Genomic DNA, 12,024 nt, shown 5'->3' with positions numbered 1-12,024 from the left:
ACATGCCACACGTAGATATCAAATGTTTTCCCCGTGATTTGAACGACGAACAAAAAGCTGCACTGGCGGCAGATATTGCCGACGTGATTATTCGCCATTTCAACAGTAAAGACAGTTCCGTGTCGGTGGCGTTGAAGCAGATCGCGCCTGAAGACTGGAAGGCGCAGGTCTGGGATACCGAAATTGGACCGAAGCTGGAGGAGCTTATTAAGAAGCCCGGGTATTCGATGTAAGATCTTCTGCCGGGGGGCGAATAAATCCTCCCCGGCTCGATTTCACGTTTTTCGCAAAAATCGATAAAAATGCGTTTTGTCTTATCCGCTACAATTAACGTTTCTGACTGGCATATTATTCATCCTTAGGAAAGATCTTCAACAGAATCAATTAAGGACAGACACGTTAAAGGATAATTTTCTGATGACAAAATTACCCCGTTTTTCATTCGCCTTTCTTCATCCCCGTTACTGGCTAAGCTGGGCCGGCATTGCGGCTCTGTGGCTCATCATGCTGCTCCCTTATCCGCTTCTGTTCAGAATCGGTCATGGCCTGGGTCGACTGGCGATGCGCCTGCTTCCGCGCCGCGTCGAGATTGCACGCCGCAACCTGGAGCTCTGTTTCCCGGAGATGAAAAAGGCGGAGAGAGAGTCATTGCTGCAGCGTAATTTTGAATCGGTAGGAATGGGGGTAATCGAAACCGGGATGGCGTGGTTCTGGCCTGCATGGCGAGTGCGGAAATACTTTACCGTAACGGGTTATGAGCACATGGAGAAAGCCAGAGCGCAAGGAAAGGGCGTGGTGCTGGTGGGAATGCATTTTCTGACGCTTGAGCTGGGCGCGCGGATATTCGGCATGCTTAACCCCGGTATCGGGGTTTATCGTCCTAATAATAATGCCCTGCTGGACTGGCTTCAGACGCGCGGGCGCCTGCGCGCCAACAAAACCATGCTCGATCGCCATGATTTAAAGGGCATGATCCGTTCGCTGAAGCAGAATGAAATTTTGTGGTACGCCCCGGACCACGACTATGGCAAAACCAACAGCGTGTTTGTGCCGTTCTTCGCGGTGCCGGATGCCGCGACGACGGCGGGCAGCTATATGCTGGTCAAAAGCGCTAACCCTGCCGTCATACCCTTTGTGCCGCGGCGCAGGGCGAATGGCACCGGCTACGAGCTGATTATTCTGGAAGATATCAGTGAGGCGTTGCAGGGCGGCGATAAAGAAGCCGTGGCGACGCAGATGAACAAGGCAATTGAGCAGGCCGTACGCATGGCGCCTGAACAATATATGTGGCTGCACCGTCGCTTCAAAACGCGACCTGAAGGTGTACCTGACCGTTATGCTCGCCAGAAACAGGCGGCTACACGGGGTGATATTCTCTCCGCCAGCGAATTTTCTGACCGCTCAGGCGTACAGCACTAAACCCTCAGCAATGCCCTCACCCTGCGGTGAGGGCATGACCAGCGCTACAGCGCAGAACGGCGGTACGGCGCATAGTCTGCCTGCCACCAGGTCTTCTCAATGCGCGCCATCAGGGTTTCATCATCTAAAGACGGCGCCACGCCTTGTTCAATGGCGGCCCGGGCGACGGCGACGGCAATCTGGCGTGAAACCGTTTCAATCTGATCTACCGGCGGCAGCAGTCCGCCTCTTTCCGTGGTCACCAGTGGAGACTGTGCGGCCAGGCTGCGGCTTGCTGCCATCAGCATCTCTTCCGTCACCCGGCGCGCGTTGCAGGCCAGCACGCCAAGCCCCAGACCAGGGAAAATATAGGCGTTGTTACACTGGGCGATCTCGTAGTGCGTATTCTCCCAGAATACCGGAGCGAACGGGCTGCCGGTGGCCACCAGCGCGGCACCCTGTGTCCAGGCGATAAGATCCTGAGGCTGGGCTTCCGCCCGCGAGGTCGGGTTCGAGAGCGGCATGATGATGGGGCGCGGACAATGGCGATGCATCTCTTTGACGATTTCTTCGCTGAACAGCCCAGGCTGGCCTGAAACGCCGATCATCACCGTGGGATGCGCGTTCTTCACCACGTCCAGAAGGGAAATATTCTTCGCGTCCACCTGCCAGCTGCAAACGGCATCGCGCGCGGTAAGCAGGTTTTTCTGGAAATCGAGCAGGTTTGTCATGTCGTCGGTCAGCAGGCCGAAGCGATCGACCATAAAGATCCGGCTGCGGGCTTCGGACTCGGCCAGGCCGTCGTCCACCATCAGCGCCACAATTTTTTCAGCGATCCCGCACCCGGCAGAGCCGCTGCCCAAAAAGACCACGCGCTGATCGCGAATGCGCGTACCCGCGGCATGGGCCGCAGCCATCAGCGTACCGGCGGTGACGGCTGCCGTGCCCTGGATGTCATCATTGAAACAGCACAGCTGGTTGCGGTAGCGCTGGAGAAGTCGCGTGGCGTTTTTCTGCGCAAAGTCTTCAAACTGCAGGAGAACGTTGGGCCAGCGCGCTTTAACGGTGCTGACAAACATATCCATAAACTCAGCGTACTGGTCGTCGCTGATGCGCGGGTGGCGCCAGCCCATGTACATCGGGTCGTCGAGGTGTTGCTGATTATTGGTGCCGACATCCAGCATAATCGGAAGGGTAGAGGCCGGGTGGATCCCTCCGCAGGCGGTATAAAGCGACAGCTTGCCAATTGGAATGCCCATCCCGCCGATACCCTGATCGCCAAGCCCTAAAATACGTTCCCCGTCCGTTACCACTATCACGCGAACGTCGTTACGCGAAAAGCTTTGCAGCATCTCATCAATACGATGGCGGTTAGGCCATGAAATAAACAGGCCGCGCGCGCGTCGATAAATCGTGGAGAAATGCTCGCAGGCTTCACCGACCGTCGGGGTATAGATAATCGGTAACGTCTCTTTCAGATGCGAACGCAAGAGGTTATAAAAGAGAGTTTCATTGGTGTCCTGAATATTTCGCAGGTAAACATGACGCGAAATATCGCTTTTAAAATGGCAGAACTGCACCCAGGCGCGCTCGGTTTGCTCTTCAATGGTTTCAACGTTATGCGGCAATAATCCATGCAGATTAAAATTATCACGCTCTTCTTTAATAAATGCGAGGCCTTTATTTAGTAGCGGGTTTTCCAGCAATACGGCACCGTTATAGGGGGTGTACAGAACTTCTTTCCGGGACATGGTTAACTCCTGAATTTTTTTAACAAAACAGATTAAGAGATTAAATAAATCATGATGCCTTCGGTCACGACCCCGATGGCCGTGCCAATTAATATGGAAGAGGATGCGGTATCAATATAGGTATCGCTGCGCAACGCAAACATCCCCGCCGCAATCGCGGAAGGTGTTGCGCCAATAATTACGACCTGCTGTAGTAAGGTATGGCTCAGGCCAAAGGCGAGCCCGGCGGCGGCCATCATTGCTGGCTGAATTAAGTTTTTAATACTGATATTGGTAAATGTCTGCACGTTCAGTTTTGGACGTTCGCCGTAAAACAGCAGGCCGAGGGCAAACAGGGACAGTCCGCCTGAAACCTTGCCAACCATCTCAATAGGCATGCTGAGAATAGCAGGGATTTGCACGCCGGCCAGGCTGAGCAATACGCCGGAGACCGGGATCCAGACGATAGGGTTGCGTGCCGCTTTGATGAGGTTTTGCACGATCATCGCGCCCGGATGCAGCGCCTCCAGGCCATCATGAGCGCTTTTATCACCCATACGAATCAGGACGATAGTCAGGGGGATCATGATAACGCTGGTAATAATATTGCCGATCAGCACGCCGATAAATCCTTCCGGCCCAATCAATACCGCCAGAACCGGTGCGCCAAAGTAGGCCATATCAGGAAAGGCGCAAACCAGAGACTGAATGGCGCTGGTTTTGATATCGTGGCGAAAAACGTAGCGTGAAATAAATAAGGTCAGCAAATACGCTCCCATTAAACCGACCACCAAAACGGCCATAAAGGTCAGGTTCTTAATTTTATTTGGATCGGTATGCAATGCACCAATAAAAAGATGAAAAGGAAGGGCGAAACGAATCACCACGGTTGCCATGACGTTTGCATCTTCACGCCGGGAATATCCCAACTTTCCACTTAGCCATCCAAGTAACATAATAAAGACGAGTGGAAACAGTGACTGTAATAGTAATGAAGGCATAGTATTTCCTGTAGGGTATTTTATGTGTTTTATTGCAGCGCTAATCTAGCGCTTAGAAAGCAGGGCAGGAGTGACAAGGGTCACACTCTCTCTGGTTTAATTAATTTCAAAAAGATTGCATTAGTTGAATAACTAATGCTTTCGTCAAGTATTGATAAGGCGCAAGAAAGCGATGCTGGTCATCATAAATAACTTTAGTTACTTAATGATGAATTAAGTTATTTAAAGATAAAGGGCCGTATTGTTCACATTTCTCCCGGCAGGCTCGTGATAATTTCATATTGAGCCTGGTTTAAGAAAAGGCCATCTAAGTCATTATTTATATTTAAAAACATTTATTCGTATCAGGAATAGCTCCAGTTTATTCCTTTCTCTGTATATCCGAACAAAATTTTCAGGTGATTATATGAAAGATAATCCTGTACCGACTTCTGAGCTGTCTACCTCGCGTTTTGCCTTTGGGCTCAACAATACCGAGGTGGGCACGGTCCCGTTGATGCTGTTCGTCGGGATTGCCGCCATTGTGGCGACGTCCGCCTGGGCAGGGCTGCTGCCGAAAAATATGATAGGTGGTCTCGCGGTCATCATGACCCTTGGTTTCGCGTTTGCCAAAGTGGGGCGTCAAATCCCGGTACTGAAAGATATCGGCGGCCCGGCGATCCTGTGCCTGATGGTCCCCTCCGTGCTGGTCTATTTTGGCGTATTCGGGAAACATACCCTTGATACCGTGCATCTGCTGATGAAAGAGGCGAATCTGCTCTATTTTGTCATCGCCTGCCTGGTAGTCGGCAGCATTCTGGGGATGAATCGGGTGCTGCTGATCCAGGGGATGATGCGCATGTTTGTTCCGCTGGTGGCGGGAACATGCATGGCCGTGCTGAGCGGCCTCATTGTGGGCTCACTGTTTGGTTATACGCCTTACCACACCTTCTTCTTCATCATTGTGCCCATCATTGGCGGCGGGATCGGCGAGGGGATTTTGCCGCTGTCCCTGGCCTATTCGGCAATACTGGGGCAGACGCCTGACGTCTACGTTGCGCAGCTGGCACCCGCTGCGGTCGTTGGGAATATCTTCGCCATTATTTGTGCGGGCTCGCTGGCGCGACTCGGCGCGAAACGTCCTGCGCTCTCGGGAAATGGCATGCTCACGCGGAGTAAAGACGACGCCAGCCTGTTTGCCGGGGCGCAAAGCACGCAGCAGACGGATTTTCATCTGATGGGCGGCGGGTTACTGATGGTGTGCGCGTTTTTCATCGTCGGCGGACTGTTTGAAAAACTGGTGCACATTCCCGGCCCGGTGCTGATGATCCTGATTGCCGTTCTGTGTAAATACTTCAGGGTGATCCCGGCCTCAATGGAGCAGGGCGCGCATAGCTGCTATAAATTCGTCTCGGCTGCGCTGGTCTGGCCGCTGATGATCGGCCTCGGGATGTTATACGTGCCGCTTGAGAGCGTGGTGTCGGTCTTCTCGGTGGGATACGTGGTGGTATGCGGTTCGGTTGTGATTGCGATGGCGCTGAGCGGCTACGTTATTGCGTCGCGTCTGAATATGTATCCTGTGGAAGCGGCCATTGTGACCTGCTGCCACAGCGGGCTGGGCGGAACGGGGGACGTGGCCATTTTGTCCGCGTCTAACCGGATGTCGCTCATGCCGTTCGCGCAGATCGCCACCCGCATCGGCGGCGCGTCGACGGTGATTTTCGCCACGCTTCTGATGGGCTGGATTATGGCGCACTGATCCGAAACGTCAGGATACTGAATCGCAACGACATTTACAGAGTGTCGCTGCGGTTCAGTCCTTTATAAATATCCCCGCGCTGTATAGAATTACCGCAGCCACAGCGACGGGATACCACACGATGACCGGAAGAGTTGATTATCAGATTGAAAAATATCTCCTGACCGAAGCCGCCGAACCGGAGCGCCTGACGCGCCAGTGGGCGGAGGTGCTGGAGGAGTGCCGTGAGCAACAGTCCGGTGCGGAGGATCGTCTGCGTCTCGCGCTGCTTAATGTGGATTACGTCACCAGCTTCGAGCTGCCGTTCAGGCTGCTCCTCACCCGCGCGCCCCAGCTGATTGACGCTGTCAGAAAAGAGCTTCAGCTCAGTCAGAAAAATGTTCTGTTTAACGGCAAGCGCTTTGGTTGCGTCTATAGCCTTAAAAGGGATCTGGACGGCATACCTGACGAGTTTACCTATCACCTGAAGACGCGTATCCAGCGCAGTGACGCCACGGGTGCGACGGAAGCGTCTTACCGGCAAATTGCCCAGCAGGTGAAAGCGCCAAAGGAGCGCCTCAAGCTGGCGCTGGAAAACGGGCTGTCTGTGACCGCGCTTGACGGGCTTTTCTGGTTTGGCATTCAGCGCATCGCGGCCGATGTGCAGAGGTTAAGGAAAATGGGCGTGAGAATTGTGACTTCGGAGACTGAGGTCTTTGATACGCTTACGAAGACCAGCCGGCGAATCCCGGCTTATAGTCTTGCTCGCCCGGAATGAGTTTCAGTCTCTGACCAGTCGACAGCATCAAACATGACGAAAAATGGCGGCCAGTTTTTTTACAGCGTCTTCTATTTCCCTCTCCGTGTATGCAGCAAATCCCATCAAAAAACCGGTCGAAGCGGGGGGACCTGCATACAAATCCGTAAGCCCAAGTATATCAACACCCGCGCGTCTGGCGGCGGAGGCCATCTCTTTCTCGGATATTCCATGCTTCAGGTGACAAGGCATTTGCATTCCCCCCGCTGGCGTTTCATATGTAACATACCCGGAAAGATAGGCGTCCATCATGCTTGCCAGCGTGTCTCGACGAGCAACGTAAATACTCCGCATCTTGCGAACATAGGCCCCAAAATGACCACCCTCCAGAAACTTAGCCAGCGTCAGTTGGGTTATTGAGGCGGTGTGGCCATCCATTAATGTCCTCGCCATGGTGAAGGGCTCTGTCAATTCTGAGGGGACAATCATGTAGGCAATGCGCAGCCCGGGGAACAGAGATTTGGTGAACGTGCCGATATAAATTGTCCGGTTGTAACTATCAAGTCCCTGAAGACTGGCCATAGGCTTGCCTTCGTAGTGAAACTCGCTGTCATAGTCATCCTCAATGATCCAGGCCGAGTGACGATTTGCCCAGTCAATGACGGCCAGTCGTCGGTCAAGAGAAAGCGTCACCCCGGTAGGATATTGATGAGAAGGCGTAAGGGAGATAGCCCTGACAGGCTCGGTCAGAGCATTCAAGGCGTCAACCGAGATGCCTTTTTCATCAAGAAGAACCGGAATACAGTGCAGTCCTGCAGCGTTGAACGCTTTGTGTGCCCCTTGATAGCTGGGATCTTCAATGACAATGCCATCCCCGGCGTCCATCAGCACGTGGGAACAAAGCGCAAGCGCCTGTTGAGAACTTGTCAGAACGATGACTTGTTCTGCCCTCGCACGCGTCCCGCGTTCAAGGTTGACATATTCCGCAATTGCCCGCCGCAAGCGCTCTATACCCTGGGGTGGACTTTGCTCTAACGCCTGGTGTTGTAATTCCTTCAGTACCTGTCGCTGAAGTCGCTCCCAGGTTGAAATGGGAAAAATGCGGGTTTCAGGAATTCCGGGTGCCAGCGGGCGGGGTGAGGAAAACTCGCGGATTCCTCCGCTTTCATAGATGACTTTTCCACGGGCGCTGAGTTTTGCTTTTCGTATCTCAGCGGTTGGCTGGTGCTGTCGGGATCGGGGTTTTAAAAAACGCGCGCTGGAGGAGACGAAGCTTCCCCTACCAGTTTGTCTCTCAATAAAACCTTCAGCATGCAGGCTGGAGTAGGCCGCTTCAATGGTATCCCGGGAAACGCTGAGAGACGCCGCAAGAGCACGTGAAGCCGGAAGGGCCTTGCCATGAGAAAGTATCCCTTCCAGTATCAGCGTCCGTATAGCTCTCTGGATCCTTTCATGAAGCGGTAGCGATCCATGAGCGGGGTCGATAATCCATGCCTTGACCGTTTCAAGCTGCGCGTGCTTAAACATTACGTTGTCCACTTTTCCTCTGCGTCTCTTGATTCTAAAGCAATAGTGCCTGTAGCAGGACGAAAAATTGGTCTGCCTTCATGATGAGAATTGGCGGGGCAAAACATGCCATTCAGCGAATACACTCTTACTGAAACGAATAACGGATAAGCAAAGAGGCACTATGAACGCTATGAGCGTAACAATTGAGGCAGTAAAAGAACGTGATTTTGAAAGCTGGATGCCGCTATGGGGAAAATATCAGGCGTTTTACAATGTCGATCTGTCTGGGGCAATTACTGAACGAACCTGGCAACGATTTTTCAGCCCCGTTGAGCCGCTATTCTGCGTGGTGGCACGATGTAATGGAGACGTCGTGGGCTTTGCGCATTATCTTTTTCATCGCTCGACTTGGGCTGAGAACGATTACTGCTACCTCGAAGACTTATATGTCTGCGATGCTGCCAGGGGCAAACACATCGGTAAACAGTTAATAGAATATGTTCAGAGAGAGGCCAGAAAACATCACGCCAGCCATCTTTACTGGCATACGCATGAAGCTAATTATCGCGCGCAACGATTATACGACTGGATTGCGAAAAAAAGCGGGATGATTGAATATCGTATGCACGTCAGATAATTCCCTTTGCTGAAGCTATGCCCCTTGAAATGTTACGGGGCATTATTCAGGGGAAAACAGGCATGTCTTTATGATTTAGCCTGTAAAAGGATCGCCATCAGCCCCGGAAAGCGGGTATCCAGATCGTCTCTTCGCAATGAAATCATGTTTTCGCGTCCCTGCGGACGCTGCCAGATGACTCCGCTGTCGCGCAGTACGCGCCAGTGATGGGTCATCGTGGACTTCACCACATCTTCCGGGCGCAGCGCGTTACAGCTGAGTTCGCTGCCATCTGCCAGCCGGCGAATTATCGCAAGCCGGAGCGGGTTGCCGAGGGCAAACAGCACATTTTCAAGCAGTATTTGTTCAGTTTCAGGGTGGTTTGGGATCATCGTTTTCCTGCGTATGGCGTCAGATTGAGCTATATCAACAATAGGTCAACCCTTAAAAAATAGTTCGATAATACTCGTACAATAGAACTATTATAGCAAACGAACGAATGCACGACCATCCTGGTCGTCACAGACAAGTCATAAGACTTAAGGAAATATCATGCCCCGACCCATCCCTCTCGAACGTTATCGCAACATCGGTATCTCCGCGCATATCGATGCCGGTAAAACCACCACCACCGAGCGCATCCTCTTTTATACCGGGATGAGCCACAAGCTGGGTGAAGTACACGATGGCGCGGCAACCACAGACTGGATGGCGCAGGAGCAAGAGCGCGGGATCACGATTACCTCGGCGGCCGTCAGCTGCTTCTGGCCGGGTATGGACAGAGGATATGAACCGCACCGGATCAACATCATCGACACCCCGGGGCACGTGGATTTCACCATTGAGGTGGAACGTTCCATGCGCGTGCTCGACGGCGCCGTGATGGTGTATGACTCCGTGGGCGGCGTGCAGCCGCAGTCGGAAACCGTCTGGCGTCAGGCCAATAAATATCACGTTCCGCGTCTGGCCTTCGTTAACAAAATGGACCGTCCGGGTGCCGATTTCTTCCGCGTCGTGCGGATGATGCAGGAACGCCTGAAGGCCAATCCGGTGCCGATTGTCATCCCGGTAGGTGCAGAAGATCGTTTCACCGGCGTGGTGGATCTCATCAAGATGCGCACTATTCTGTGGGACGATGCGACTCAGGGCATGGTGTTTACCTATGCGCCCGTGCCGGATGATTTAGTCAGCACCGCCCAGGAGTGGCGTGAAAAAATGGTCTCTGCGGCTGCGGAAGCCAGCGATGAACTGATGGACAAATACCTGGAAACGGGCGATCTGTCGGAAGCGGAAATCATCAAAGGGTTGCGTATTCGCACTATCTCGGGCGAAATCCAGCCGATGCTGTGCGGCAGCGCGTTCAAAAACAAAGGCGTGCAGCGCATGCTCGATGCGGTGATTGAGCTTATGCCGTCGCCGCTGGACGTGCCTGCTATTGATGGCGTGGATGAAAAAGGGCAGCACGCGGAGCGTCATCCGAGCGATGATGAGCCGTTCTCGGCCCTGGCATTCAAGCTGATGAGCGACCCGTACGTTGGTCAACTGACCTTTATCCGCGTGTACTCTGGCGTGCTGCGTAAAGGCGACGCGGTGTATAACCCGGTGAAAGGGAAGAAAGAGCGTATCGGGCGTATCGTGCTGATGCATGCCAACGATCGTCACGAGGTGGACGAACTGCGCGCCGGGGATATCGCGGCCTGCGTGGGGCTGAAAGACGTGACCACCGGTGACACGCTCACCGATCCGAACGCCGTCATTACGCTTGAGCGCATGGAGTTCCCGGATCCGGTGATTTCGCTGGCGATTGAGCCGAAAACCAAAGGCGATCAGGAGAAAATGGGCATTGCGCTGCAGCGTCTGGCGGCAGAAGATCCATCTTTCCGCCTGCATACTGACGAAGAGTCCGGCCAGACCATTATCTCCGGGATGGGTGAGCTACATCTTGAGATCATCGTCGACCGCATGAAGCGTGAGTTTGGCGTCGAAGCGAACATTGGTCGTCCGCAGGTAACCTACCGCGAAACCCTGCGTAAAACGGTGAAGGATATCGAAGGCAAATTTGTCCGTCAGTCCGGCGGCAAAGGGCAGTACGGCCATGTGGTGCTGAGCCTGGAGCCGCTGGAGCCTGGAAGTGGTTTTAAATTTGAAGATGCCACTAAGGGCGGCGTGGTTCCGCGCGAGTATATTCCGTCCGTTGAGAAAGGGCTGCGGGAAGCGATGAACAGCGGAGTGCTGGCGGGCTATCCGGTTGTAGACGTCAAAGCGACGCTGACGTTTGGCTCGTATCATGACGTTGACTCCTCGGAGATGGCGTTCCGCATGGCGGCGATCCTCGGCTTTAAAGAGGGCGCCCGCAGGGCGGACCCGGTGATCCTTGAGCCGATCATGCATGTGGAGGTGGAAACGCCGGAAGAGTACGCCGGTAACATCATGGGCGATCTCTCTTCCCGTCGCGGTATGGTGCAGGGGATGGCGGAGCAGTACGGCAGCCAGATTATTCGCGCTGACGTGCCGCTGGCAGAGATGTTTGGCTATGCCACGACATTGCGCTCGATGTCCCAGGGACGCGCGACGTATACGATGGAGTTCCATCATTTTGCGGAAGCCCCGCGGAATGTTGCGGATGAGATTATTGCGCGTCGTGCGAAGTAATACGGTCACCCTCTCCCAACAGGGGGAGGGTTTTCTCAATCCAGCGCCTTCACCATCTTCCCGCTCGCCACAAACGTCCCGGCCCCAAGATGATGCAGGGTATTCAGCTTATCCCCGTCAAACTGCCAGCGTCCGGCGACAAACGCGCGTTCATCAGCTGCCGCTGAAACCACTTCACCAAACAGCGTATCGTATTTTTCTGCCGCGGAGGTGACGGGTAGTAACCGACACTCCATCCACGCCAGACATTTTTCTTCAATCATCGGCAGGCCAAGCTCAGGACCGTTCACCACCGGGATCCCATAGCAGTTGAATTTGTCTTCATCGCGCCCGCTGACGCTACCGACCGCGTATGTCCAGTTGGCCGCCGCCACGCCGGGGATGACGATGCCAAACTTCCCGCTGCGCTCGATCAGCTCGCGTGACCAGGTACTTTTATCCACGACGATCGCGATGCGCGGCGGTTCAAACTCAACGGGCATTGACCATGCGGCGGCCATCACGTTGCGTCTGTCGAGGCTTTCATCCCGACTGGTGATAAGCACAGTAGGGCCGTGGTTCAGCAGACGGCTGGCATGACGTAATTCAACAGGGCGAAAGTGGCTCATAGGATCTCCTCATCTACACCGATGATTATGGCGAAA

At 53.8% G+C, this 12,024-nt stretch carries 11 protein-coding genes; 6 read left to right on the top strand and 5 right to left on the bottom strand.

The window, feature by feature from the left end; all coding sequences use genetic code 11:
• The first annotated feature begins 2 nt into the window (after positions 1–2).
• Entirely contained in the window at positions 3–233 is a 231-nt protein-coding gene (pptA, locus tag ELK40_RS12015; protein WP_008501760.1) for a tautomerase PptA, read from the top strand.
• Between the two features lie 184 nt (positions 234–417).
• On the top strand, positions 418–1,419 hold the full coding sequence (locus ELK40_RS12010) for a Kdo(2)-lipid IV(A) acyltransferase (protein ID WP_127731057.1): 1,002 nt from the start codon (positions 418–420) through the stop codon (positions 1,417–1,419).
• Between the two features lie 44 nt (positions 1,420–1,463).
• Here ELK40_RS12010 and ELK40_RS12005 read toward each other — a convergent pair whose 3' ends face one another.
• Positions 1,464–3,149 (bottom strand): NAD-dependent malic enzyme, encoded by a 1,686-nt coding sequence (locus tag ELK40_RS12005; RefSeq protein WP_115875232.1) that lies wholly within the window; start codon positions 3,147–3,149, stop codon positions 1,464–1,466.
• A gap of 32 nt (positions 3,150–3,181) precedes the next feature.
• Positions 3,182–4,129, bottom strand: coding sequence for an AEC family transporter (locus tag ELK40_RS12000; protein WP_127731055.1), 948 nt, complete (start codon positions 4,127–4,129; stop codon positions 3,182–3,184).
• Positions 4,130–4,535: 406 nt separating this feature from the next.
• On the opposite strand from ELK40_RS12000, the gene ELK40_RS11995 reads away from it, so the two are divergent.
• Positions 4,536–5,867 (top strand): 2-hydroxycarboxylate transporter family protein, encoded by a 1,332-nt coding sequence (locus tag ELK40_RS11995; protein ID WP_045399995.1) that lies wholly within the window; start codon positions 4,536–4,538, stop codon positions 5,865–5,867.
• 121 nt (positions 5,868–5,988) lie between these two features.
• Positions 5,989–6,624, top strand: a complete 636-nt coding sequence (locus tag ELK40_RS11990) for a helix-turn-helix domain-containing protein (RefSeq protein WP_127731053.1) — start codon at positions 5,989–5,991, stop codon at positions 6,622–6,624.
• 27 nt (positions 6,625–6,651) lie between these two features.
• Here the strand turns inward: ELK40_RS11990 and ELK40_RS11985 are convergent, their stop codons facing one another.
• A complete protein-coding gene (locus ELK40_RS11985; RefSeq protein WP_127731051.1) occupies positions 6,652–8,130 on the bottom strand; it encodes a PLP-dependent aminotransferase family protein in 1,479 nt (492 codons plus the stop codon).
• 163 nt (positions 8,131–8,293) lie between these two features.
• On the opposite strand from ELK40_RS11985, the gene ELK40_RS11980 reads away from it, so the two are divergent.
• Positions 8,294–8,749 (top strand): GNAT family N-acetyltransferase, encoded by a 456-nt coding sequence (locus ELK40_RS11980; RefSeq protein WP_127731049.1) that lies wholly within the window; start codon positions 8,294–8,296, stop codon positions 8,747–8,749.
• 68 nt (positions 8,750–8,817) lie between these two features.
• On the opposite strand, the gene ELK40_RS11975 is transcribed toward ELK40_RS11980, so the two are convergent.
• Complete coding sequence (locus ELK40_RS11975) at positions 8,818–9,120, bottom strand: helix-turn-helix domain-containing protein (protein ID WP_111963644.1); 303 nt, start codon at positions 9,118–9,120, stop codon at positions 8,818–8,820.
• A 160-nt stretch (positions 9,121–9,280) separates the two neighbouring features.
• Between ELK40_RS11975 and fusA the strand changes: the two genes are divergently transcribed.
• Complete coding sequence (gene fusA / locus ELK40_RS11970) at positions 9,281–11,380, top strand: elongation factor G (protein ID WP_127731047.1); 2,100 nt, start codon at positions 9,281–9,283, stop codon at positions 11,378–11,380.
• A 35-nt stretch (positions 11,381–11,415) separates the two neighbouring features.
• Here fusA and ELK40_RS11965 read toward each other — a convergent pair whose 3' ends face one another.
• Positions 11,416–11,988 (bottom strand): flavin reductase family protein, encoded by a 573-nt coding sequence (locus tag ELK40_RS11965; protein ID WP_127731045.1) that lies wholly within the window; start codon positions 11,986–11,988, stop codon positions 11,416–11,418.
• Positions 11,989–12,024 lie beyond the last annotated feature (36 nt).

It is taken from the genome of Enterobacter sp. N18-03635 (genome assembly GCF_004006055.1).
Taxonomy (GTDB): domain Bacteria; phylum Pseudomonadota; class Gammaproteobacteria; order Enterobacterales; family Enterobacteriaceae; genus Enterobacter; species Enterobacter vonholyi.
Note: the sequence above shows the minus strand (reverse complement) of the source record. Positions and strands in the feature narration are given on the sequence as shown.